Origin of the sequence: Diplocloster modestus, assembly GCF_019042245.1 — a bacterium.
GTDB classification, from domain to species: Bacteria; Bacillota; Clostridia; order Lachnospirales; family Lachnospiraceae; genus Diplocloster; species Diplocloster modestus.
This window is the reverse complement of sequence record NZ_JAHQCX010000009.1, coordinates 98,645-121,635: the sequence shown is the minus strand read 5'-3', so window position 1 is coordinate 121,635 and position 22,991 is coordinate 98,645. Positions and strand designations below refer to the sequence as shown.

Sequence of the window (22,991 nt, the reverse complement as noted above, 5' to 3'; positions counted from 1 at the left end):
CTATTGGACGGGCACATCAGAAGACTTATGTAATAAAAAAAGAGCAGCTGTCCGAAAACAGCTGCTTTCTTCTTTTGTTACCCCAAAATGCCGTTTCCTGCTATTTTGACTCCTAGCCACAGCTAGGTGGGCGACCGCAACCCGTCATCTGCCTTCCGCTGCGTAATGACGGCCTGACATCAGAACGGGCAATATAGGAATCCCATAAAAGAAAATGTAGGTTCAAAATTGCAGGATTGTCGAACATTTCAGGAATCACTCTAACTATTTTTTCTAACTATTTGCTCTAAAATTATTATACTCTAGTATGTGCGCATTTTCAAGAAAAAATCCAAATGGGACATGTCAGTATTTGGTATCAGTCGATAATGACCACACGCATGGTATTACTCATGCTTCCTTTACCCGCCTGTACATTAGTGGACGGGATACCCGCTGTCAGCACCACGATGTCTCCTTTTTCGACAAATTGCTGATCTTTTGCCAGCGCTACCGCCCGGTCCATGATCTCTTCTGTCGTATCTTCCTCTACAGAAAGAAGCGGATACACGCCCCAGTAAATCTGCATTTTACGAAGTGTGGCCTCATTTGGGGATACACCGATGATATTCACCTTTGGACGAAACTTGGACATCATCCTGGCCGTCGCACCGGATACCGTCGGGGTAATGATGCATTTGGCTCCCAGATTGGCCGCGGTGGCTACTGATGAGTAGGCTACCGCGCTGGAAATATTATTCTTGCGGTGCATTTTTTTGTGTTCCATTAACTGCTCATAATCCACATTGGATTCTGTGAATTCCGCGATCTTGGACATCATTCGCAGCGCTTCCACGGGATATTTACCCATGGCCGTTTCACCGGAGAGCATGACCGCATCGGTACCGTCGTAGATCGCGTTGGCCACATCCGTAACTTCCGCTCTGGTAGGACGCGGGTTGCGGATCATGGAGTCCAGCATCTGTGTGGCGGTTATAACCGGCTTATAATTATCATTACACTTTTTGATAATCTGTTTTTGCAGGTAGGGAACCTCCTCGGCAGGAATCTCTACCCCCAGATCACCCCGGGCCACCATGATTCCATCGCTGCAGTACATGATTTCATCGAAATTCTGAATTCCCTCTGCATTCTCTATCTTCGATATGACAGGAACATATCCGGCCCCGTGTTCTTTTAACAGCTCTTTGATTTCTTTCACACAATCCGCGGACCGTACAAAGGATGCCGCGATAAAATCAAACCCCTGTTCTATTCCGAATAAAATATCATCTTTATCTTTCTGGGTAAGTGCAGGCAGTTTTACGCTGACATTGGGTACATTTACCCCTTTTTTTTGTCCCAGCTCGCCGCCGTTGATCACGGTACAGATAATATCCTTCTGCGTCAGTTCCTGAACCTGCAGCTCAATCAAACCATCGTCAATCAGGATCCGGTTCCCGACGCTTAGATCTTCCACAAGCCCCGGATAGGTCACGGAGCAGCGATGGCTTCCGCCTTCTACTTTATCCGTCGTCAGTGTGTAGGTATCTCCCTCTTTCAGACGCACTTTCCGGTCGCCTGCCATGATGCCGGTGCGGATCTCAGGTCCTTTGGTATCCAGCAGCATGGCGATGGGACGGCCGATCTCTTCCCTGACACTCTTTAACAGATTGATCCGGTGTAATTGTTCTTCATAATCACCATGAGAAAAGTTAAACCTGGCAATGTCCATTCCATTCAGGGCCAATTTCTTCAACAACTCCCTGTCATTGGTATTTGGTCCCATCGTACAGATAATTTTCGTTTTTTTCATAAACTCCTCCAAACTATGTCAGTATATCAATGTTTTTTGATATGCTCATGAGTAAACAGGTGATCCTGGCAATACTCATAGCTTCCATCACATTTGGTACAGAAACGGAATTCCAGATTATCTCCGTCCAGCTCCGTACGCCCGCAGACCGCACATTTGTGTTTGGGACCGCTGGTGGACGCATGGATTTCTCTTTTGTATTTTTTCTTTCTCTGAATTTCCCTGGGGGAAACTCTCTGATAATTTCTGGTCGCAAAATAGAACATGAGGAAATTCCCCAGTGATATAATCGCCGCGATACTGCTGGCCGGAGAACCTCCGATGAAACCGCCTACGATCGACACGGCAAAGAATACGGCGTCCAGTATAGCCAGCCACTTCACCTTGATCGGCAGGATAAAAAACAACATAAATTCCATATTGGGGAACAGCGCTGCAAACGCAAAAAACAAAGACATATTAATATAGGAAGTTCCCAGCAGATAAACGCGCCCGGTAAACAGGTACAGCAATATTGCAACAATTACATGTAATATAACCCCAGTGAAGAAATACAGATTGAACCGGAAAGCTCCCCAGGTATTTTCCAGTGAACTGCCGATCATATAATACAAATACAGGGCAAAAATCACAAACACCAGACTGGTACTGGGTGGTTGGATTAGAAATGTCACAATCCTCCAAATCTGCCCCTGAAGAATCTTCGAAGCGTCCAGGCTTAAATACTGATAATAAAAATCTCCGCCAAACCAGGCCAGTAAAAAGCCAAAACCGTATAAAATAATAATGTAATACATCAGGTTATGAATTGCGTATTTGCCAAATTTGCGTTCCAGTTTATTCATAAATCTCATAGGCACACCTCTTTATGTTTGTCAGAACATACATTTGTCGGAACAATCGTTGTCAAAACATGTGTTAATCAAAACAAGTCCTTTTTCGCCAGAATAAATGCGGCGATCAGGGTAACAACAAGGGAAAAAATAATTACATAGGCAAAACCGTAAGGGCTGGACGCGCCGGGCATACCGGCTGAATTGACGTTCATACCATAAAAACTGGCGATCATCGTCGGAATGGACATGACGATGGTAATCGTTGCCAGGACCTTCATAACGATATTCAGGTTGTTGGAAATAACCGAGGCAAACGCGTCCATCATTCCGCTTAAGATACCGCTGTAAATATTCGCCATCTCGATCGCCTGCTTATTCTCGATAATAACATCCTCCAGCAGTTCCGTATCCTCCGGATAATGCTTGATACTCTCCACTTTCAGCAGCTTCTCTAACACCACCTCATTGGAACGAAGGGATGTGGTAAAGTACACCAGACTCTTCTCCAACTCCAGAAGCTCGATCAGTTCCCGATTCTTAGTGGAAACATGAAGTTTATGCTCGATGACTTCACTCTTCTTATCTATAATTCTCAGATAGTGCAGGAACATCGTGGCATTTTTGTACAGAATCTGCAATATAAATCTGGTTTTCTTATAGGTATAGAAATTTCTCACCCGGCCGTCCATGAAAGCGCCCAGAATCGGGGTGTCCTCCAGGCAGACGGTGAAGATCATTTCATCGGTAACGATAATACCCATAGGAATGGTCACATACCAGTCTTTTTCATTGCGCTCCTCAATAACAGGAATATCCACTAAAATCAGGGTGTAGTTATCCTCCACCTCAATACGGGAACGCTCCTCTTCATCCAGAGGTGCCCGAAGGTCGTCGACCTCGATCTCATATTGTTCGGATATCTCCAGCAATTCTGTCGCCGTGGGATTCACCAGTGCCACCCAGCACCCTTCCTGTGCCTCGTTTACCTGATGGATTCCTCCGTCGATGGTTCTGAAAATCTTTATCATGATTCGTAACTCCTTCCCATTGTCTTATTTTTTTCGTTTGCGGAAACAGACTAAAATAAGACAATGTAAGCAAAGGCCCATCTTATCTTAGCTATTTCACAGTATGGTTTAACTTATGCATGCTACAACTTCGATAGGGCCCACTTTCCATGGAATTACACATCCTTTCGGGATTCTCTTTATGAGGATTTTACGTTCTTTACGTTTTCTTCATTCAATTCTTTACATTTTAAAAGCTTTCACTTTATGCGAAAGCTTTTATCATTCTTCATTATAGTGACTCCGCCTGTATTTGTCAATGACGCTTCGGATATCCCGGCTGGAAAATCCCCGCCGCATCAATGCCTGGTACAGTTTCGAAATTTCTTTTTCATCGGCTTCCTGCCAGTTTACCCGCTTTTTCCGAAGAAAGGCTTCAATCTGCGGTGTCTCGTCAATTTTCCCATACGACTCAAAGGCCTCTGCTATGACCTGCCGGTCTACTCCTCTGGTCATAAGGGCCTGCTCAATCTGCCTCCGGCTCTTGTACACCGCCTTCAATTCGATATAGTTGGCGGCATATCGGGCATCATCTATATAATGATAACTTTCCACATAACGGACCGCCTCATCGATCTCCTGCTCACTAAAATCCTGCTCTTTTAATTTAACCCGAAGCTGATGCTCTGTTCTGTCCATATGTTCTAACAGGCGAAGGGCTTTCGCCTTCGCCTGTTTAAGCTTCATCTCGTCCATCAGGATTTCTCTTCCTCTGCGGCGGCAGCCTTAGGCGCCTCTGCTAACGGAACATCCTGCAGATCGTAGTGTTCTCTTACCTTATGCTCCACTTCCGTCATGATCTCGGGATGTTCACGCAGAAAGATTTTAGCATTTTCGCGTCCCTGCCCGATCTTCTCCTCATTATAAGCATACCAGGCACCGCTTTTATTAATAATCCCCACTTCCGCAGCCAGATCCAGCACATCGCCCTCTCTGGAAATCCCCTGCCCGAACATAATATCGAACTCAGCCTCTTTAAACGGCGGCGCTATCTTATTCTTCACCACTTTGATCCGGACACGGTTTCCGATCATCTCCCCGCCCTGCTTAAGAGTCTCAATCCTTCTCACGTCCAGACGGACGGAAGAATAGAACTTCAGAGCACGTCCACCCGTCGTGGTCTCCGGACTACCAAACATCACGCCGACCTTCTCACGGAGCTGATTAATAAAGATCACGATACAGTTGGATTTACCGATCACCGCAGTCAGTTTCCGCAGCGCCTGGGACATCAGCCTCGCCTGCAGTCCCACGTGGGAATCCCCCATATCCCCGTCAATCTCCGCTCTGGGCACCAGCGCGGCTACCGAGTCCACGATGATAATATCCACCGCCCCGGAACGGACCATAGTCTCTGTAATCTCCAGCGCCTGTTCCCCATTATCCGGCTGAGAAATATATAAATTATCAATATCGACCCCGATATTTTTCGCGTACACAGGATCCAGCGCATGTTCCGCATCAATAAATCCTGCGATCCCGCCTCTCTTCTGCACTTCCGCTACCATATGTAAAGCAACCGTAGTCTTACCGCTGGACTCCGGCCCATAAACTTCGATCACCCGGCCTCTGGGCACCCCGCCCAGTCCCAGCGCAATATCCAGACTCAAAGCTCCGGTGGGAACCGTCTCCACCTGCATATGTGCGGAGGTATCTCCCAGTTTCATCACAGAGCCTTTGCCGTATTGTTTCTCGATCTGCGTCAACGCCGCATCCAATGCTTTTAATTTATCTGCTTTTACCATCTGTGCTCTCCTTCTTCAAGATGCGAACTTATGTTCGTTTCACTAGTAACATATTATACTATACCATCCCAAATGTCAACCTCTTTTTTCCCTCAATAGGCATCCCTCCTATCCTATCCGCACTACTTTTTCCAATCTCGTTTTCCGGGAATTTGCCTCAAAAAGGCCAGATAAAAAGATACTCCGCACCGAACGGCGCGCCAGAACTTACCTGCTTATTATAACCAATTCTTGTTCCGCAGGCAAGAGGTTTGTGGGGACTTCTTAGTTTTTGTGTCAAAGGGCCGGGGAGAAACCTGGGTGGCTGGGGAATGGGCTTTCTTTGGGACGGGATCAAAATCCGCGGCGGGGAAACGCATCGGGAGAACCTAAGCAGATCTAGCTCCGAAGGGCGCAAAACCCCTTATTCGCGGGTCCGGGGCACTGTCTGAGCCGTTTTTTGGCGAGTTTGCCCCGGACCTGCGAATAAAGGGTTCTGATTCCTTCGTAACTAGATCCGCTTAGGTCTGTCCGATGCGTTTTGCAGCACCGGTCTGTTTCCTGCCCCCGTCCGCTGTCCGCAGCCCGTCCGCCCGGTTTCCTCCGCCCATCCGGCTTCCCGGACCCCTTATAACAAACCTAGCCCTCAGTAAACTTCGCATCCCTCCTGGAAAACACACAGCCGCAGTAGTTTTGGCGGTAAAGGCCGTATTCAGCGGAGAGTTCGATGGAGCGTTTGTAGCCGTTTCTTTTTTTGAAGTCGGAAGGCAGGTAGGATATGCCATATTCGGAACCGATTTTTTGGCCCAGTTCGTTTAATTTGGCAGCATTTTTTAAGGGGCTGATCGTCAGTGTGGTGGTGAAATAATCGAAGTTACTCTGTTTGGCTAAGCGGGCAGCTTCCCGGAGGCGGAGTTCGTAGCAGATGAAGCAGCGCTCCCCGCCCTCGGGAAGGTGCTCCAGACCTTTGACGGCCTCGTAGAAGGTTTGGGGGGTATAGGGGCCTTCTTTGAATTTGATGGGGTGGCGTGCTGGCAGATTGGCGATGAAACGTTTCTGTTCCTGTACCCGCTTTTGGTATTCAGCTTCGGGACTGATGTTGGGATTGTAATAGAATAGGGTTATATGGAAATATTCGGACAGGTATTCCAGGACGTAGCTGCTGCAGGGGGCACAGCAGCTGTGCAGGTAAAGAGAAGGGACACGCTGTTCTTTTTGAAGGGCTGCCAGCAGTTTGTCCAGTTCTTTTTGATAATTTATATTTGGGTTTGGTTTCATGTTTTCCTCCATAGGTGCAATACCGGCATGTATCGGTATACCTATGGGTACCCTCGATTCATGCCCCGCGGACGGGTTTGCAGCTATAGCCGCAAATTAAGGTATGGTGAACTCTTTTTGTTCGCTCTTTCGTTTCTTTCACAGAAATCATACCGTAAAGGGGGGATTTATGCAACCGGTATATCTTGTGAAAAACGAAAGATTTCACTCACAAAATGGTTTCGGGGTCATATGATAAATTATAACGCGATTGGAGGAATATTATGAATCCTTTACTGGAATTAAACCATGTCAGCTATGCGTATCACAGTATGAGCGGTGAAACGCAGGCATTGTCCAATATATCTTTTCAAGTGGAAGACGGCGAGTTTATTTCAATCGTCGGTCCCAGCGGCTGCGGTAAATCCACACTTCTTTCCCTGATCTCCGGACTGATTGAGCCGGAAACCGGGAGCATTAAATTAAACGGTACCAACATTCACGATTCCAGCACGAATATCGGTTATATGCTGCAAAAAGACCATCTGTTTGAATGGCGTACCGTTTATAGTAACGTATTGCTTGGGCTTGAGATTCAGAAAAAGCTCACCTCCCGGAATAAGGACAACGTGGATCACATGTTGGAAACTTATGGTCTCCAGAAATTCCGGGATTCAAAACCCTCGGAGCTTTCCGGCGGTATGCGCCAGCGGGCGGCTCTGATCCGTACATTGGCCTTAGAACCGGATCTGTTATTGCTTGACGAACCCTTTTCGGCACTGGATTATCAGACCCGTCTTTCCGTTGGGGATGACATCGGTTCGATTATCAAGCATGAAAAAAAGACGGCTATTCTGGTTACCCATGATCTCTCTGAGGCGATCAGCCTTGGCGACCGGGTGATCATTTTGTCGAAACGCCCCGGTTCCATACGCAAAATCGTGCCGATCCATATCGACATGGAGGACCGTACCGCTTTGAAAAGCCGGAACGCCCCGGAGTTTAAGGATTATTTTAACCTCATCTGGAAGGAGCTGAATGACGATGAATGATCTTTCCATTTCACAGGCCAAATATCTGGCGGAACATATCCGGCACAAGCGGATCGTCTCGATAGCCAGAATTATGGTGTTTGTCATATTTATGCTGCTGTGGGAAGTCACGACCCGTTTGCAAATTATAGATTCATTTATCTTTAGCAGTCCGAGCAGGATTGCTACTACTTTTATTTCTATGACTAAGGATGGATCTATCTTTACCCACATCGGAATTACTCTGGCTGAGACACTGTTGAGCTTTATGCTGGTAAATGTGATTGGGGTGGCCGTGGCGGTCCTGCTGTGGCTGAGTAAAAAAACATCTGAGATAATGGAGCCTTATCTGGTGGTGCTGAACAGCCTGCCGAAGTCGGCACTGGCCCCGCTTCTGATCGTCTGGCTGGGCGCCAACACGAAAACCATTATCGTAGCCGGAATTTCAGTGGCTATTTTCGGGACGATCATCAGTATGTACGCGGGATTTGTGGAAGTGAATCCTGAGAAAATAAAATTAATTTATACACTGGGCGGCAGGAAACGGCATGCCCTGTTTAAAGTCGTACTGCCCAGTAATATTCCGAATCTGATCAGTAATATGAAGGTCAATATCGGCCTTTCTTTGGTTGGTGTGATCATCGGGGAATTCCTGGCGGCCAGAAGGGGGCTTGGCTACCTGATTATCTATGGCAGCCAGGTATTTAAACTGGATTGGGTGATGATGTCCATCGTGATTCTGTGTATCATCGCGATGGTGCTCTATAAGCTTATTAACCTGCTGGAAAAATGTTACCTGAAACGCATATGACAAAGAACAGAACCGTAGAATTTTATTTCTAACGGTTCTGCACGACTACATATATCTTTTTAAATCCCGACTTAATCCCGACTTCTAATATAATCGCTCTTTCTGGTGGATTCTTGCTATTCTTTTGTATCGCTTATCTTTTCCTCCTTTTGATAACTTCTCTTAAAAATTTTACCCTCTGCTCTGTTATAACGGCGGCAATGGTTCTCTTGGCGCTTCCACAGTTGCTTTTTCATTTTTCTGAGGCTGTGGTACCGGAAGCTGGGAATGAGGTTCATGAAGCGCCAGCGTGGCCTCCAGGTTTTTTTGAAGCAGCTCAATGATCTGTGCCAGTCCGATAAAGACCATGCCGCGATTAAAAAGTGCCAAATAACCCTTTCGGGTCATTTGGCAGCTTTATGTATGTAACCTAATTTTTCGGCTTCTCACACAGTTCCAGAGAAATGCCTCCCGCGTCCTCAGGGCTGATGAAGGCGATCATAGATCCTCCCGCACCCGGGCGCGGGACCTGGTCTACCATCTTCACTCCTTTGGATTTCAGATATTCCACCGCTTCGTTGATATCCTCCACCTCGAGAGCAAAATGGTCAATTCCAGGGCCTTTGGACTTAAAGTACTGGGCAGTCTGGCTGTCCGGACTGGTTGCAGCTAAAAGCTCCAACTCCACATCGCCGCAGGGAATGAATACGGTTTTTGCCTCCCCTCCAGGCAGAGTTTCCTCCCCATGACACTCAAGGCCCAACAGTTCGGTATATACCGGAAGAACTTCCTCCAGCGCAGTGGTAATGATACCGATGTGGTCTAACTTTTTGACCTTCATGTAAAAACCTCCCTTTATTTAATTATTTAAATCTATTGTAGTCTTTAAATTCGGACAAGTCAATAAAGACCCTTAAACTCCCTTAATCCGCCATTTGTTTTTTTAATTTGCTGAACATGTGAAGGAATAAAATTCCTGTAGTCAGGACCGCGATTCCATCCGCGATCGGTTCAGCCAGGAATACACCCATCGCCTTATCATTGACGAAATTCGGGACAATGTAGATCAATGGGATCAACAGGATGATTTTACGCAGGACGGCCAGGAACAGGGATGTCTTCGCATTTCCCAGAGCAATGAACGACTGCTGGCAGGCGATCTGAATGCCAAACAGCAGGGATACAGCCATGTAGATCCGAAGCGCCCATTCCCCATAGGCCATCAGCTCCGCCTCGTTTGTGAACATCCCCACCAGAAGCTGCGGTGTAAGCATGGACAGCAGCCAAAGCGTACAGGAGTATCCCACGCACACGATTAACAACAGGCGGAATGTTTTGGCCACCCGTTCAAAATTGCCGGCACCGTAATTGAAGCTGATGATCGGCTGTGCTCCCTGTGTCATTCCCTGCAGGGGAAGCATGGAAAACTGCATCACGCTGCTCAGGATAGCCATAGCGCCCACGGCGATATCCCCGCCGTATTTTAAAAGAGAGGTGTTAAAGCAGACGGACAGGACACTTTCCGTAAACTGCATCACAAACGGGGATAAGCCAAGGGCCAGGCACGGCAGGATAATTTTGGTTTCCAGCCGGAAATTCTTTTTTCTTATTCTCAGATAACTTTTTTGGGTACACAGGAAACGAACTACCCAGACTGCGGAAACCGCCTGGGAAATGATGGTCGCAAGGGCGGCTCCCTTGACTCCCATGCCAAATCCGAATATAAAAATCGGATCCAGAATAATATTGCAGACCGCACCGATCGCTATGGTAATCATACCGGTCTTCGCGTACCCCTGGGTATTGATGAACGCATTTAGTCCCAGTGCCAGCTGTACGAAGATCGTGCCCAAAGTATAAATCTGCATGTAATCCCACGCATATCCAATCGTATTATCACTGGCTCCGAAAACCATCAATACATCCTTGCCAAAGATCTGGAATACCACGGTCAGAATGACCGCTACAAAGACCAGGGAAACCGTACAGTTACCCAGAATCTTTTCCGCGTCCTCCTTATTATCCCTCCCCAGCATAATGGCCGCGCGGGGAGCCCCTCCCATACTGACCAGGGCGGCAAATGCGGATATCGCCATGATCACCGGCATCGTAACGCCGACTCCAGTCAGCGCCAGACTTCCCTGGCCCGGGATGTGGCCTATGTAGATTCGGTCCACGATGTTGTAAAGTACATTGATAATCTGGGCAATGATCGTCGGCAGAGCCAGACGCAGCAGCAGTCTGCCGACACTGCCGCTGCCCAGGTCGACTTTGGTTTGTTGTTCCTGTTCCATAATAACCTCCATTATTTTACTTATTCTGTATGCCTTCCTGATAGGCTGTATCCAAATTCGCTGATATTTGTTGCAGATATTTTCCAAACCTTTCTCTGTCTTCCTCAGAAAAACCCGCAAACATGACTTGAAAGAAGCGCTGCTGCATGGCCAGCCCTTCTTCAATCACTTCATCCGCCCGGCTTAACAGCTCTAAATACACCGTCCGTCCATGCCCGCTTGGGTTGCGTGCCAGGTATTTTTTCTTTGCCAGACTGGCAATGGAAATAGAAACATGAGACTTCGTCAGCATTCTCACCTTTACGATATCACTGGCATTGTTCCGGTCCGGATTGTTGTAAAGGAACATAAGGATATCCAGTTCCATCTTTGTCAGTGTATATTTTTCACAGATTGATTCCTGAAATTTTTCGTAGACTTTTATACCATATTGGTTTGACAACAGGATATCTGACGGACTTGGGATCAAGATATACAACCACCTCTCTTTGCGCACCAACCATCTTATATGTTCTAAATAGAACTTATATTAATATACGTTGTTTTCTGATTTTTGTCAATCGTTCACAGGAACCTTATTCCGCGGAAGCCATCAGCAGGTTCCAAAAGGGGAAAAGAGGAATTCTCCAAAATAAAAATCCCTGATATACCAGGAACATCCATTCCGGAGCCTGCATATCAGGGATTAATTAATTAGATTGATTCCACCACTTCCGCGTTTCCAAAGAACTGCGGCAGGTGGAAATTCGGGGTGGGATTATCGATGGGAAAACAACTGGCAAAGTGCATGAGATCCGGGTTTTCTCTGATCTTATAAAAATTACAGCTAATCCGGCTCCCCGTTGCCAGACCCGATTTTCCCTGTACCGCCTGTGTCAGGGAAAACGGAATCAATAAATCCAACTGCCAGGAATCCTCACCTACATCCACACGGCAATCGCATAATGCCAAAAGTTCTTCGCTTAAAAATTCCCGGTGTGCCCGGTCCGGTCCGTACTGGGCCAGTACCGCTCCGGCAGAATTAATTTCGAAATTAAAGTAATCAGGCTTACAGGTATCTAAGCAAAAGAAAAACTCCATTGCACTGTCCTGATAAACCGGCCCGTTATTGGTATGACAAAGAGCCTCCGGGGGCCTCTCCTCACAGGTCATCCGGATAAGAATCCCCTTATCTCTGAGGACTCCCAGACGTCCATAAGCACTGGGGCGGTAGTCTCCTCCCCAATTGTAATGCCGGATATGAAATTCCTGCGCTTTGCCGATTTCTGCTTCGCTGTTTAAAATTAAGACCGGATAAAATATGGTGTCACACATTGGTCCATCCTTCTATTTTCCGAACCTTCTATTGCTGCTGAAGTTTCTCAAATTCGTCCAAGCCTTCCAGAATCTCAACCTCAATCCGGTAGCGGACAGACTCCTGAGGTTCCAGATATTTCATAGATCCGTTTGCTATGGCGTCTTCTATCCCGTCAATCGTCGCATTACAGGGTTCCAGACCCATCACATAGTCACCGGCCCCCATCATCTTCCACTGGACAAAATGATCCAGCGCAGAATGTTTGTAAGCAATGGAAATCCCGATTCCCAGCTTTGGATTGAAAATCGCCGCTTTCGGCATCGGGGATGTCATTTCGTGATAGTAACACATCTCTTCATAGTCCGGGTCCGGTTCCTGCAACACGTTCCAGCAATCCAGCCCTTCTGCGGAATGGGGGGTTCTGGGTATCACTTTGCTGGAAGGTATGTAGACCAGGGACTCCGGCGCCAGCAGAGGATAACCTATATTCATATGATAGAGGATCATATGGCGCGCTCTTTTATATCCTTCGTTGGTGACCGTATCGTTAATCGTAAATTTCTTTTCTTTGTAGCAGCACTTAATCTGCCGGGTTAACGACAGCTTATCTCCAAAGAGTACCGCTTCCTGAAGTTTACCGCCGGCGATCAGGCACGCGTTTCCGTCCTCCTCCTGGATTTCGTAATGGAAGGTATCCGCAGGCGTATTGGCCGCATTTCCATGCAGTCCATATGCTTTTCCCTCATATTCACAGGGCCCACCGATATAAGACAGACCGCCGGTTGTCAGAAATCCGGCTGTAAAACTCTTTAAAAATCCCAGTTCTTTATCATCAAAATATTCGGGCGCGACCACTCCGCAGGGTGATACGAAACTGATATTGCATCCTTTATAGTTCAGATATGGAATATCCATGCCCCGGCTTGTATTAATGGAAAAATTCATTCCGGAACCATTTTGAACATCCAGCAGTTTGGCCCCTTCCGCACGGCCATCCAGCATCTCTACCCGATTGACTTTGAATAGCTGGTCAATGTGGCCGGCATATCTTTTATCTTCTTTAAATCCCATGGCAAATCCCTCTCTCTTTTGTTATTTGATTCTATTTTACAAAAGGTTTTCTCAAAATGCAATCACTGGTGATATTCCAACGGAGAAATAACAGGTTTTCCCTCTCTGTCCAATAGCGGTGTCAATCCGCCCGAATATCCGTCTACATGGTACAGATAATTCACGCCGGTTTTCTTATCTACCCATATCTCTGTAACAGTGGCGATACCCTGTTTGTAAACTCTCTCAAATCTGTCTGATGATCCCATCGTATCCCTCCATTTTATCTAAATTTCAATCTGTCCATAAATGCGACTATATCCTGCAGATCATATTTGAATATCTATCAGTTTAAGTTGTAATCCAGCGCTTGTCAATCAAAAATGGGTCTTGCAGGCTGATTCCTGCATACTCTGCTGTATAGGGCGGAATCATGACCTGCGAAACCCATTAAAATTCTAAATCAGTCCTCTATTTTAGTTACCGGGAACCGGTCGGGCAGATGGATTAAAGCCCTGTCATATATGGCGGCTCCTCTGGCACTGGCCTCTTTCAGGATCGCTTCTTCATCCAGAGACAGTATCTTCCGGTCACGCATCAGCCATTTTCCATCACACATGGTACTTTCGATATTCGTAGAATGCATGGCAGTGACCAGAGCTGCTATCTTATCATTCACCGGCATCATGGAAGGTCCATGAGGGTTGATGACGATTAAGTCCGCTTTCTTACCCGGTGTCAGGCTTCCATAGAACCGGTCGTCCAGCAAAGCCCTGGCGCCGTTGATCGTCGCCATCCGCAGCACGTCCTCGGAGGGGACTACCGTGGAATCCAGCCTCCATCCTTTGTGAATCAGGGAAGTCAGCCACATCTCATCGACCATATCCATCCGGTTGCTGGAGGACGCACCGTCCGTACCGATGGAGACACAGACACCTTCCCGCAGCATCCTGGGAATCTTGGCAAAGCCCAATACCCGCATGGCGGAAGCCGGGTTATGGGACACTTTGACATCGTGTTCCCGGAACATACGGATCTCCTCATTGGTCAGCCATACGGTATGAACGGCCAAGAGATTTTTATCCAGAACCCCCAGCCGGTTCAAATGGGTAACGGTAGGTTCCCCGTAAATTTCCTGGGTGTATTCCACTTCACTTTTGGCCTCCGCCACATGCATGTGTACCCCTACACCATACCGGTCAGCCAGCTCCTTGGTACGAATGATCAGATCATCCGTGTTGTTGAAAATCGTACGCAGGCCGAACCAGATCTGGACCCGACCGTCCGCGCTGTTGTGATAACGCTTCAGATCTTCCTCCTGCTGTTCCAGTTCCTGATCCGTGGTCCGCTGCCAGATCTTCGGCAGGCCCTCCCCGCAGTCCATGACGGATTTGGCCAGTTTCGCGCGAAGACCTGCCTCGGCAACTCCTCTGACCATGCCGCTTACGAACTGTCCTCCCGGTTCTGCGAAGGATGTGACACCGGAACGGATCAGCTCCAGGCAGCACATCAGGGTAGAATAATAGGAATCCTCTTCCGTCATGTTGCTCTCATAAGGCCACATACGCTTGTGCAGCCATGTGATGAAATCCACATCGTCTCCAACCCCGCGGCTGATCTGCTGGGAAGTATGGACATGGGTATTGACAAAACCGGGCAGCACATAGCGGCCGTTTAACTCAATCACTTCCGCGTCCGGTGCCACAAGCTTTGGATCGACCTTCCCCACCGCCAGAATTTTATCATCTTGCACCAGAACGCTTCCACCGTCATAGACCTGTTCCGTCTCGTTCATCGTGACGATGTATCCATTTTTTAATAAAGTCTGTCCCATGAATACGGCTCCTTTCACTCCCCGGCTTATTCCAGCACTTCCAGCACCGGGTCAATGATCTGCTGGGTCAGGACATCGATAAATCCATGATCCGTAATCGCAAACATCGGCAGCGCCGCCAGACAGATAAAGGACAGGAACATAAACGGAATCGGAATGTTGGAGCCCATCTCATGAATCTTCGCGATCAATGTCTTCTTCTCACCCGCCAGTTCTTCCGCCGACAGATCCGAAAGCAGACCGCAAACCGGATAAGACACTTCCGCGGCCACTTGTCCGCCATCGACTGCCACCTGTCCGCCGTTCAGCTCAACTACCCGGTTTACAGCGACAGCCATGTCTTCAAAATTCGTTCCTAGTACGATGATATTGTGGTTATCATGTCCTACAGAGGATGCGATCGCTCCTCTCTTCAGGTTAAAGCCTCCCATGAAGGCCTTGCCGATATTGCCGTTAATGCCATACCGTTCCACCTGGGCAATATAGAGCACGTCCTGATCGATATCGCACTGAATCACACCGTCCGCAACCGTTAATTCCACTTCCCGCCCCTGGGTGATGGGAATCCAGGGCAGCGTGTCCATCACCTGAACCTTAACCCTCTTCGCGCCTTCGGGTGCATAATATTTGAAGCTGTCCGCGGTGATGGGATTCTTAAGCTTCATGGTGTTTAAAAGACAAGGCTTATGATCCGCCACCGGATAAGAAACCAGAAGCTTCTCATCCTCTGTCACCAGCTTCCCGCCTGCGATCACAGTCTTAACTTTAAAGTCTTCCGGCCCTGTCGTGATATTGATATCCGCCCTCTTACCGGGGGCCAGGCCGCCGATCTCCTGATCCAGCTCAAAAGCCCTGGCCGCATTTAAGGATACCATCTGGATCGCCTTGATAAAGTCCAGGCCGGCCTTTAACGCCACGCGTACCGCATCGTCTAAGTGTCCTCTGTCCACTGCATCTATGGTATGTAAATCGTCAGTAACGATACTGACTCTGGAAGTATCCAGCCTCTGTTCAATAATCGGTTTGATACAGTCCGCCAGTCCTCTGGCTGCGGAACCTTCCCGGATCATCAGATTACAGCCTCCGCGCAGACGCTCCAGCGCATCCTTGGCGGATAATGACTCATGATCCGTACTGACCCCGGCCGCCAGACATTCATTCATGGCAGGTCCGCTCATGTCGGGAAGATGCCCCTGAAGTGTTTTACCGGGCATGGCCGCCGCCACATCCATGGACTGCAGCAGATCCGGAAAACCGGCCAGCACATAGGGACCGACGATCTCAGAGAGTCCCACCGCATCCGGCCGTTTCAAAGCCTTTTCTATAATCTCCGTATTAAATTTCCCACCGCTGGTCTCCAGGAATGGAGAAAACGGCACATGGGAGGGAACAACAAAATATAACTTAAGATCGGTCATTGACGCTTCATCCAGAACTGCCTCGATGGCTTCCAATCCGCCTACCACACCCACTTCATGCAGGTCGGTCATGATCACGGTAGTCCCATGTTTTAGCATGATCTCCGCGAACGGACGGATCGAAAGGCTGGAGCTCTCCGGATGGATATGCCCATCGATAAATCCCGGCGTAATATAGTTTCCACCGGCGTCAATTATACGGGTATCCGGACCGACCGTGTACGCCACATCACCGACCGCCGCGATCTGCCCGCCTGATACAGCCACACCGCCGTCATAAATCTCGCCGGAATAGACATTCACGATCTTACCATTCTGCACTACAAGATCCGCCGGTTTCCGTCCGCCTGCCACTGCTAGTAAATCTTTGTTCATGATTACCCAACTCCTTTTTTGTTTGTTGTTTGAATCTGCTGCATCAACCATGACATCAAAAATTTCTGACAATCTCATTATAGACGAATCCGTACCCAATCTCAATCCTTTTTAAGGCCCATTTTATACCTTATGGGGCCTGTCTCCGGATGTTGACTCTCTAGTCCGGCATGACCCACACTACTACCGTGTCGGCATAAAAGGTGCCCTGCTCTGAGGTTCCCCACAGATCTATCATGCTTCCTTTTTTTACATCTTCTTTTGTTCCTGGAGACATCGTGGAGGTCATACGGTCGCTGTTGACCTTTCGAACCTGATATTGAGTCTGGTCTGTAACCATAACCGTAATCGTGTTGTCACTGTTTTCAGGCTCTGAGACTGCGATGCTGCTTTCCCCATCTTCTGATACTTCGACGAAAATTTCTGTAATTTCGAACCGGTCATCCTGTATATTCAGGACACTGCCTTCCAGGTCCGGATAATCGTATTCCGAAGGCTCATCCTGCTTATCGCCGCTTTCCCCCTTAGCTTCTGTATCGGTATCGGCGGGCACCTGTGAGGGCTGTAAGGAGTCCTGGCTGTCATCGTCCGAGGCAGCGGAAGCAGGATGATCCTGCGCATCAGATGCTGCCTCAGGCGGGGTATCCGCACTCTCCTCTTCATTCTGTCCGGCGCAGCCTGCTGCGAATAGTGAGGCGCTTAGAACAACTGCCATCAAAAACATGCTTTTTTTTGTAAAACCTTTTTTCATTATTATCTATTCTCCTTTCTTTTTCTTACTGGGCCAGTATAACAGTTGAATTCTATAAAAATCTTTTAATTTCGGATTTTTTACTGCGACTGTGCCCAGAAATGCGTGGAATTGATTTAAATAAGTTAAAATTTCGAACCCATATGTTTGATTTTGAAGTGTTTGAATTAATATATTTAATTTTTATATTAATATATTTAATTTTTATATTGACAATTTTAATTTCAAGGGATATAGTGATAGCAGAACGAAGGAAGGTGAGCAAATAAATGTACAAAGTCATCAGTCAATGTCCTGTATGCAAAGGAAAGCTGAAGGTTGTAAAGTTACAATGCGAAAAATGTGATACTGTAATTGAAAATGATTTTTATCTCAATAAGTTTGATTATCTGTCGGCGGACGACCTGAATTTTGTGGAAACCTTTCTAAAATGCAGGGGTAACATCAAAGAAGTGGAAAAAGAGCTGGGAATTTCCTACCCTACCGTTCGTTCCAAGCTCGACGATGTGATCGGGAAACTCGGGTATAAAACAGTGCCGGCTCCGTCTGCAGACCGGAAAAAAGAAATACTGGACGCTTTGGAGAAAGGGGAAATCACCCCGGAAGAAGCGCTGAGCCAAATGAGCGAAAAATAATAGCACTCGAAAGGAGAAAAAATGGAAGAAAAATTGAGAGTTTTAAAGATGCTGGAAGAAGGAAAGATTACTGCTGAACAGGCCGCAGGCCTGTTAGAAGCCATAGAGCCTGAAAAAGAGGAGGCTGCTTACGGTATCGAACCGGCAGCCAATTCCTATGATAAGAAAATGTTCCGGATTCAGGTGGACAGTACCGATGGTGATAAAGTAAATATCCAGCTGCCGGTCATCGCTATCCGCAAATTGTTAAATGCCACCGGCAAGCTTCCGATCCCTGATGAGTCCCTGCAGGGCGTGGATCTGAAGGAAATCACAAGTGCTGTAATGGATTGTCTGGAGACGCAGACGGACGGCAATATTGTGGATGTCAGCGCGGCAGACGGCAGTATTGTCAAGATCTACATCAGCTAGGAGGGGATGTCCTATGCGTATTATCGTTAGATCCAAGGATGTGAATCTCTGGCTTCCGGTTCCGCTTCGGATGGCCGGTGCCGCCGTCTCCCTGATCCCGGAGTCTGTCTTTCTGGAGATGCAGAAAAGTGTTCCGGCCCCCTATGGTGAATTCGTCACCAAACAGATCCTAAGGGACCTGGTCAGGGAATGTATATCCGTCCTGCTGGATTACCGTGGACTGGAGATTGTCCATATAGAAGCAAGCGACGGAACCTTCGTATCCATAAAATTATAAAGAAGTTCCGCTTGTAAAACGCTCCGCCTGTAGAATGATAAGAAACGGCTGCTTTGCCTGTTCTGCTAACCAGACAGCGAAGCAGCCGTTTCACCAATTTGCATTTATCGTGCGGATGAGTTTTTAAAATGCCCTGATGAGATTTCCATTTTCAGCAGAAAGATATCCGCCTCCATGGTTGTCTGCAGTGTGCCGCCGATGTGTTCCAGAAGGCGCTCCACACTCTTTAGCCCGATTCTGGTACTCTCCGGCTGTGTTTTTTTCCTGAGAACGTGATTGGTAAACGTGAGCGTGATGTGGTCTTCGTGAATTTCATTCCAGATCTCCACCAGCTCTTTGGGATCTGCATATTTCCGTATGTTGGAAAAAAGATTGTCAAAGATCCGGTATAATTCATCAGGGTTAATCTCCAGCGGAAATTCATCCTCAAACTGAGTAAAGAGCACGTGATAACCAGCGCTTCTCAAATCCAGTACCTGCTCCGCAATCATCTGGTTCAAGACCTCACGGCCATCCAGAAGTTCTAACGCTGCCTCTTCTTCCTCCATATCAAAGGCCAGAAAATATTGAAAGAGTTTATCGGACATGGTTTTGATCTGGTAAGCTTTTTCTCTGGCTTTCCCGATATATTCGAACAGCTGCTCTTCGCTTTGATATTTCTTATAATAGATAATATCCAGAAAGCCGATCTGCTTCGTAAGCGGTGTGCGCAGATCGTGGGACATGGCGGTAATCAGCGCGTTATTTGCCTGTTTAGCCCGGTCTTCATTATCGATCCGTTCGATGACGGAGACTCTCATGTCTTCCATACTCTGGGCCAAATCCGCCAGTTCATCATTTCCAAGGATCGTCACCGGCTGGTTCAGGTCACCGCTTTCCAGCACCTGCATTTCCTGTTCCAGCTTACCGATATACCAGATCCGGCCCTTGATCATCCATAAGAACAGGGCCAGGAAGAATAGAAACGCTACGAGAAAGCAGCCAATCAGCAGTGTCACATAATAGACCGTACCGCCGAAATAAAAGAGCAGGATCTCCACCGTTCCCTCCGGATAATCAAGCTTTACATATCCATCTGAAATATCTGAAATATCCTGTACGGTCAACGGCTCCGAATTCTCGTAATCGAACGCGGCAGGACCTGCGTTGAGCACCGGTGAACCATCCAGAAACAGATAGATCACCATATCCTGGTACTGATCTATCCATTTCAATAGGGCTTCCCGGTCACGCACGGAAATATTGTTATCTACTAAATATTCCTGAAAGTCTTCCCCAAGTTTATAGGCCTGCTTCTGTAAATGAGCCGGACTGTAGATAAAAGTTGTCATCATCTGGTAACCCGGAACCGCCAATACCGCAAACAGAATAATCGATATCATCAGCGAGATGCTGACCCTTCCCAGCAGCTTTGTGCCAAGCTTTGTGCGCCACGCCACGCGTTTTTCTTTATTCAATCCGATACCCCTTTCCCCAGATGGTCTTGATGTATTTCGGGTGCTGCGGGTCATCCTCGATCTTTTCGCGGATCTTCCGGATATGTACCGTAATCGTATTATTGGAAGTGCTCAGGTACGGTTCATCCCAGACGCTTTCATACAGATAACGGGCGGAAAACAGTTTTCTGCGGTTCGCTGCCATCAACCGCAGAATCCGGTATTCCAGATCCGTCAGCAGGATTTCTTTTCCGTTTTTTTGAACTTCATTGACCTCCCGGTTAATCGCTAATTCTCCGATCTGTATATAACTGCTGCGTTCCAGCGTATCTTTCCCTTTATATACATAATAACGGCGTAGCAGCCCTTTCACCCTCGCGACCAGTTCCGTATAAGAAAAAGGCTTGGACAGATAATCGTCCCCTCCGGAGGAGAATCCCATCGTCAGATCAGATTCCCTGGTTTTGGCCGTCAGGAATAAAATCGGCGCGATGGTCTTTTCACGCAGCAATTGACAGGTCTTATATCCATTGATTCCAGGCATCATCACATCCAGGATGATCAGGTCGGTCTGGGGACTCACCATTTGCAGCGCCTCATCTCCGTCCCTGGCCTCCCGGATCTCGAAGCCCTCACTCTCCAGCAATATCCGGATCACCTCCCGGATTTCATCTTCATCATCGACTACTAATATCTGCCGCTTATCCATTTCTTTCAGTCCCCCTTTGAAGATAGTATAAAGTGTTTCTATTCATAACGCAAGGCGTCGATGGGATCCATCTTCGCGGCCTTATTGGCGGGGTAATAGCCAAAGAAGATCCCGATCGCCATGGAAAACAAGACGGCTGCCAGCACAGCGCCGACGGAAGGAACAGCCGGATACCCCAGCGCTTTCGCGCCCAGCGCACCTCCCCCCAGTCCCAGCAGGATCCCGATCCCGCCTCCGATCAGGCAGATGAAGATCGATTCGACTATAAATTGAAGCCGGATCGCCCAGTTTTGGGCTCCCAACGCTTTCCTGGTACCGATTTCCCGGGTTCGTTCCGTGATACTGACCAGCATGATATTCATCACCCCGATACCGCCAACCAGGAGGGAAATACCCGCTATGGCTGAGATCGCCAGGGTCATGGTTTTATTCATATTGTTCATTTCCTTGATAAAGGACTGCATGTTTTCTACTTGAACCTCAAAATTATCATTTTTAGCATAGTATGGCTGGAAAAAACTTTTTGTCTTATCCGTAAAGTCATTCTGATCTGTCCCGGCCTTCGTTACGATGGAAAAACTCAGGTATCCGCCTTGTTTCTGCTTGAGATTCTGCGCCACGGACAGCGGGATGAAAAAGTCGGTAGAGGCATCTTTTCCCGACACATAGGTGTCTATATATCCTCCCATGGATGCGTCCTTTTTATAGACGCCCGCTATGGTAAAAGCGATCACGTCATTGTTCACTTTAACAAAAACCTCTTCCCCAATCGGGGATTTTCCTTGAAACAGTTCCGCCGCCAGGGACTCAGACACAATCGCCAGGCGCTTTTTTCCTTCTATATCACGCGGAGTGATAAATCTCCCATACAAAAGCTCTTTGTTCTCCGCTTTGGCGTAATCCGCGTTAACCCCTTTGATGTCCACATTCGCTGTTTTACTCCCCAGCTGGGCCTTTCCGCTCCCGACAGACTCCATGAGGGAAATACTTTCCACCGTATCCGAATAGCGGGAGGCATACCGATGGATCATATCGTCCGTCAACAGATCCCCCTCCTGCGGTTCATGGCTTATCCAGTTTTCATCTTCATAATTCATATTTTTTTCCTGAACCGTTACCATGATCTTATTCGTTCCCATCTCCTTCATGGATTCGGAAAATGCGATCGTCATGGAATTTCCCACCGTCACAATCGCTATGACGGACCCGATTCCAATGATGATACCCAGCATGGTCAGGACGGCTCTCATCTTATTGGCCAGAAGCCCATTCACAGCCAGTGCGATATTCTCCCATAGATCCATGGTCATTCCTCCTTTCTTCCCGGATGATCTGACCGTCCCGGATCGTTACCGTCCGCTGTGTCTCCTCCGCCAGTTCCCGGCTGTGTGTGATGAATACAATGGTCTTTTTCCGGTCCTCATGCAGCGAGTGGAACAGATCCATTACCATATGGCCGCTTTTGGAATCCAGTGCTCCGGTAGGCTCATCGGCCAGCAGGATATCGGGCTGATTCGCCATGGCCCTGGCAATGGCCACCCGCTGTTTTTGGCCGCCGGAAAGCTCATTGGGGTGGTGATCCGCCCGATCTTCCATTTTTACCATCTGAAGCAGTTCCATAGCCCGCTCCCGCCGCTCTTTTCTGCTGATTCCCTGATAGAGCATGGGCAATTCCACATTTTTCAGCGCCGTGGTCTTGGCGATCAGGTTAAAGGTCTGAAAAATAAAGCCGATCTTCTGATTGCGTATTCTGCTCAGGTCTTTATCACTCAGAGACCGGATATCACATCCATCCAGCCGGTATTCCCCTTCTGTCGGCCGGTCCAGCGCACCGATAATATTCATCAATGTACTTTTTCCTGATCCGGAAGCCCCGACCACCGCCAGGAACTCCCCCGTCTCCACACTCAAATCAATACCTTTTAGAATTTCCAGTTCATTCGGTTTTCCTATATAATATAGTTTCCGGATATGCCGCATTGAAATCACATTATTTTCCATCCC

At 47.8% G+C, this 22,991-nt stretch carries 25 protein-coding genes and 1 other RNA gene; 5 read left to right on the top strand and 21 right to left on the bottom strand.

The features are described 5' to 3' along the window. Positions 1–75: 75 nt before the first annotated feature. The 7 genes from ssrS to KTH90_RS14170 form a co-directional block, all read right to left on the bottom strand. Positions 76–258, bottom strand: a non-coding RNA gene (gene ssrS / locus KTH90_RS14200) — 6S RNA. 100 nt (positions 259–358) lie between these two features. Continuing rightward, positions 359–1,795 carry a pyruvate kinase gene (gene pyk / locus KTH90_RS14195; protein WP_158353900.1) on the bottom strand — a complete coding sequence of 479 codons (1,437 nt, stop codon included), beginning with the start codon at positions 1,793–1,795 and terminating at the stop codon, positions 359–361. Positions 1,796–1,821: 26 nt separating this feature from the next. After that, positions 1,822–2,649 carry a rhomboid family intramembrane serine protease gene (locus KTH90_RS14190; RefSeq protein WP_158353898.1) on the bottom strand — a complete coding sequence of 276 codons (828 nt, stop codon included), beginning with the start codon at positions 2,647–2,649 and terminating at the stop codon, positions 1,822–1,824. Between the two features lie 68 nt (positions 2,650–2,717). Further along, the gene (locus tag KTH90_RS14185; protein ID WP_158353896.1) at positions 2,718–3,659 is read right to left on the bottom strand and encodes a magnesium transporter CorA family protein; all 942 of its coding nucleotides are present in this window, start codon (positions 3,657–3,659) and stop codon (positions 2,718–2,720) included. 261 nt (positions 3,660–3,920) lie between these two features. After that, positions 3,921–4,394: a regulatory protein RecX gene (locus tag KTH90_RS14180; protein WP_158353894.1), complete on the bottom strand. Its 474-nt coding sequence runs from the start codon at positions 4,392–4,394 to the stop codon at positions 3,921–3,923. Then, positions 4,394–5,443: a recombinase RecA gene (recA, locus tag KTH90_RS14175; RefSeq protein ID WP_158353893.1), complete on the bottom strand. Its 1,050-nt coding sequence runs from the start codon at positions 5,441–5,443 to the stop codon at positions 4,394–4,396. Before recA ends, KTH90_RS14180 begins: the two co-directional genes overlap by 1 nt. Positions 5,444–6,061: 618 nt before the next feature. Beyond that, complete coding sequence (locus tag KTH90_RS14170) at positions 6,062–6,700, bottom strand: epoxyqueuosine reductase QueH (RefSeq protein WP_158353891.1); 639 nt, start codon at positions 6,698–6,700, stop codon at positions 6,062–6,064. 263 nt (positions 6,701–6,963) lie between these two features. Between KTH90_RS14170 and KTH90_RS14165 the strand changes: the two genes are divergently transcribed. Both KTH90_RS14165 and KTH90_RS14160 read left to right on the top strand, forming a co-directional pair. After that, positions 6,964–7,731 carry an ABC transporter ATP-binding protein gene (locus KTH90_RS14165; protein ID WP_158353889.1) on the top strand — a complete coding sequence of 256 codons (768 nt, stop codon included), beginning with the start codon at positions 6,964–6,966 and terminating at the stop codon, positions 7,729–7,731. Next, the gene (locus KTH90_RS14160; protein ID WP_238726987.1) at positions 7,724–8,521 is read left to right on the top strand and encodes an ABC transporter permease; all 798 of its coding nucleotides are present in this window, start codon (positions 7,724–7,726) and stop codon (positions 8,519–8,521) included. The genes KTH90_RS14165 and KTH90_RS14160 overlap by 8 nt, the downstream gene beginning before the upstream one ends. 186 nt (positions 8,522–8,707) lie before the next feature. Here KTH90_RS14160 and KTH90_RS14155 read toward each other — a convergent pair whose 3' ends face one another. The 10 genes from KTH90_RS14155 to KTH90_RS14110 form a co-directional block, all read right to left on the bottom strand. Next, entirely contained in the window at positions 8,708–8,890 is a 183-nt protein-coding gene (locus tag KTH90_RS14155) for a hypothetical protein (protein WP_158353887.1), read from the bottom strand. A 40-nt stretch (positions 8,891–8,930) separates the two neighbouring features. After that, on the bottom strand, positions 8,931–9,341 hold the full coding sequence (mce, locus tag KTH90_RS14150) for a methylmalonyl-CoA epimerase (RefSeq protein ID WP_158353886.1): 411 nt from the start codon (positions 9,339–9,341) through the stop codon (positions 8,931–8,933). 82 nt (positions 9,342–9,423) lie between these two features. Further along, positions 9,424–10,794, bottom strand: a complete 1,371-nt coding sequence (locus KTH90_RS14145; protein ID WP_238726958.1) for an MATE family efflux transporter — start codon at positions 10,792–10,794, stop codon at positions 9,424–9,426. Positions 10,795–10,810: 16 nt separating this feature from the next. Then, on the bottom strand, positions 10,811–11,263 hold the full coding sequence (locus tag KTH90_RS14140) for a MarR family winged helix-turn-helix transcriptional regulator (RefSeq protein ID WP_238726957.1): 453 nt from the start codon (positions 11,261–11,263) through the stop codon (positions 10,811–10,813). Between the two features lie 224 nt (positions 11,264–11,487). Continuing rightward, positions 11,488–12,108, bottom strand: a complete 621-nt coding sequence (locus KTH90_RS14135; protein WP_158353880.1) for a carbohydrate-binding family 9-like protein — start codon at positions 12,106–12,108, stop codon at positions 11,488–11,490. 28 nt (positions 12,109–12,136) lie between these two features. Next, a complete protein-coding gene (locus KTH90_RS14130) occupies positions 12,137–13,162 on the bottom strand; it encodes an aldose 1-epimerase family protein (protein WP_238726956.1) in 1,026 nt (341 codons plus the stop codon). 62 nt (positions 13,163–13,224) lie between these two features. Further along, positions 13,225–13,410 carry a DUF6440 family protein gene (locus KTH90_RS14125; RefSeq protein WP_158353876.1) on the bottom strand — a complete coding sequence of 62 codons (186 nt, stop codon included), beginning with the start codon at positions 13,408–13,410 and terminating at the stop codon, positions 13,225–13,227. Between the two features lie 194 nt (positions 13,411–13,604). Next, on the bottom strand, positions 13,605–14,975 hold the full coding sequence (locus tag KTH90_RS14120) for an amidohydrolase (protein ID WP_158353874.1): 1,371 nt from the start codon (positions 14,973–14,975) through the stop codon (positions 13,605–13,607). 26 nt (positions 14,976–15,001) lie between these two features. Beyond that, complete coding sequence (locus KTH90_RS14115) at positions 15,002–16,768, bottom strand: adenine deaminase (RefSeq protein WP_158353872.1); 1,767 nt, start codon at positions 16,766–16,768, stop codon at positions 15,002–15,004. Positions 16,769–16,928: 160 nt separating this feature from the next. Beyond that, entirely contained in the window at positions 16,929–17,519 is a 591-nt protein-coding gene (locus KTH90_RS14110) for a hypothetical protein (protein WP_238726955.1), read from the bottom strand. A gap of 269 nt (positions 17,520–17,788) precedes the next feature. On the opposite strand from KTH90_RS14110, the gene KTH90_RS14105 reads away from it, so the two are divergent. From KTH90_RS14105 to KTH90_RS14095, 3 genes are read left to right on the top strand one after another with little or no spacing between them, the layout of a single operon-like run. Next, complete coding sequence (locus KTH90_RS14105) at positions 17,789–18,154, top strand: DUF2089 domain-containing protein (RefSeq protein WP_158353868.1); 366 nt, start codon at positions 17,789–17,791, stop codon at positions 18,152–18,154. Positions 18,155–18,175: 21 nt separating this feature from the next. Next, the gene (locus KTH90_RS14100) at positions 18,176–18,565 is read left to right on the top strand and encodes an SHOCT-like domain-containing protein (protein WP_158353866.1); all 390 of its coding nucleotides are present in this window, start codon (positions 18,176–18,178) and stop codon (positions 18,563–18,565) included. A gap of 13 nt (positions 18,566–18,578) precedes the next feature. Next, positions 18,579–18,842, top strand: coding sequence for a hypothetical protein (locus KTH90_RS14095; RefSeq protein WP_158353864.1), 264 nt, complete (start codon positions 18,579–18,581; stop codon positions 18,840–18,842). Positions 18,843–18,946: 104 nt separating this feature from the next. On the opposite strand, the gene KTH90_RS14090 is transcribed toward KTH90_RS14095, so the two are convergent. From KTH90_RS14090 to KTH90_RS14075, 4 genes are read right to left on the bottom strand one after another with little or no spacing between them, the layout of a single operon-like run. Then, positions 18,947–20,299 (bottom strand): sensor histidine kinase, encoded by a 1,353-nt coding sequence (locus KTH90_RS14090; RefSeq protein ID WP_238726954.1) that lies wholly within the window; start codon positions 20,297–20,299, stop codon positions 18,947–18,949. Further along, positions 20,292–20,987, bottom strand: coding sequence for a response regulator transcription factor (locus KTH90_RS14085; protein ID WP_158353860.1), 696 nt, complete (start codon positions 20,985–20,987; stop codon positions 20,292–20,294). Before KTH90_RS14085 ends, KTH90_RS14090 begins: the two co-directional genes overlap by 8 nt. A 38-nt stretch (positions 20,988–21,025) precedes the next feature. Next, on the bottom strand, positions 21,026–22,291 hold the full coding sequence (locus KTH90_RS14080; protein ID WP_158353859.1) for an ABC transporter permease: 1,266 nt from the start codon (positions 22,289–22,291) through the stop codon (positions 21,026–21,028). Then, a complete protein-coding gene (locus tag KTH90_RS14075) occupies positions 22,239–22,988 on the bottom strand; it encodes an ABC transporter ATP-binding protein (protein WP_158353857.1) in 750 nt (249 codons plus the stop codon). The genes KTH90_RS14080 and KTH90_RS14075 overlap by 53 nt, the downstream gene beginning before the upstream one ends. Positions 22,989–22,991: the final 3 nt, after the last annotated feature.

What these genes read in the sequence shown, in the direction of transcription:
- pyk (WP_158353900.1), bottom strand. Translation starts at nt 1,795, where the DNA reads ATGAAAAAAACGAAAATTATCTGTACGATGGGACCAAATACCAATGAC.
- KTH90_RS14190 (WP_158353898.1), bottom strand. Translation starts at nt 2,649, where the DNA reads ATGAGATTTATGAATAAACTGGAACGCAAATTTGGCAAATACGCAATT.
- KTH90_RS14185 (WP_158353896.1), bottom strand. Translation starts at nt 3,659, where the DNA reads ATGATAAAGATTTTCAGAACCATCGACGGAGGAATCCATCAGGTAAAC.
- KTH90_RS14180 (WP_158353894.1), bottom strand. Translation starts at nt 4,394, where the DNA reads ATGGACGAGATGAAGCTTAAACAGGCGAAGGCGAAAGCCCTTCGCCTG.
- recA (WP_158353893.1), bottom strand. Translation starts at nt 5,443, where the DNA reads ATGGTAAAAGCAGATAAATTAAAAGCATTGGATGCGGCGTTGACGCAG.
- KTH90_RS14170 (WP_158353891.1), bottom strand. Translation starts at nt 6,700, where the DNA reads ATGAAACCAAACCCAAATATAAATTATCAAAAAGAACTGGACAAACTG.
- KTH90_RS14165 (WP_158353889.1), top strand. Translation starts at nt 6,964, where the DNA reads ATGAATCCTTTACTGGAATTAAACCATGTCAGCTATGCGTATCACAGT.
- KTH90_RS14160 (WP_238726987.1), top strand. Translation starts at nt 7,724, where the DNA reads ATGAATGATCTTTCCATTTCACAGGCCAAATATCTGGCGGAACATATC.
- mce (WP_158353886.1), bottom strand. Translation starts at nt 9,341, where the DNA reads ATGAAGGTCAAAAAGTTAGACCACATCGGTATCATTACCACTGCGCTG.
- KTH90_RS14145 (WP_238726958.1), bottom strand. Translation starts at nt 10,794, where the DNA reads ATGGAACAGGAACAACAAACCAAAGTCGACCTGGGCAGCGGCAGTGTC.
- KTH90_RS14135 (WP_158353880.1), bottom strand. Translation starts at nt 12,108, where the DNA reads ATGTGTGACACCATATTTTATCCGGTCTTAATTTTAAACAGCGAAGCA.
- KTH90_RS14130 (WP_238726956.1), bottom strand. Translation starts at nt 13,162, where the DNA reads ATGGGATTTAAAGAAGATAAAAGATATGCCGGCCACATTGACCAGCTA.
- KTH90_RS14125 (WP_158353876.1), bottom strand. Translation starts at nt 13,410, where the DNA reads ATGGGATCATCAGACAGATTTGAGAGAGTTTACAAACAGGGTATCGCC.
- KTH90_RS14120 (WP_158353874.1), bottom strand. Translation starts at nt 14,975, where the DNA reads ATGGGACAGACTTTATTAAAAAATGGATACATCGTCACGATGAACGAG.
- KTH90_RS14115 (WP_158353872.1), bottom strand. Translation starts at nt 16,768, where the DNA reads ATGAACAAAGATTTACTAGCAGTGGCAGGCGGACGGAAACCGGCGGAT.
- KTH90_RS14110 (WP_238726955.1), bottom strand. Translation starts at nt 17,519, where the DNA reads ATGAAAAAAGGTTTTACAAAAAAAAGCATGTTTTTGATGGCAGTTGTT.
- KTH90_RS14105 (WP_158353868.1), top strand. Translation starts at nt 17,789, where the DNA reads ATGTACAAAGTCATCAGTCAATGTCCTGTATGCAAAGGAAAGCTGAAG.
- KTH90_RS14100 (WP_158353866.1), top strand. Translation starts at nt 18,176, where the DNA reads ATGGAAGAAAAATTGAGAGTTTTAAAGATGCTGGAAGAAGGAAAGATT.
- KTH90_RS14095 (WP_158353864.1), top strand. Translation starts at nt 18,579, where the DNA reads ATGCGTATTATCGTTAGATCCAAGGATGTGAATCTCTGGCTTCCGGTT.
- KTH90_RS14085 (WP_158353860.1), bottom strand. Translation starts at nt 20,987, where the DNA reads ATGGATAAGCGGCAGATATTAGTAGTCGATGATGAAGATGAAATCCGG.
- KTH90_RS14080 (WP_158353859.1), bottom strand. Translation starts at nt 22,291, where the DNA reads ATGGATCTATGGGAGAATATCGCACTGGCTGTGAATGGGCTTCTGGCC.
- KTH90_RS14075 (WP_158353857.1), bottom strand. Translation starts at nt 22,988, where the DNA reads ATGGAAAATAATGTGATTTCAATGCGGCATATCCGGAAACTATATTAT.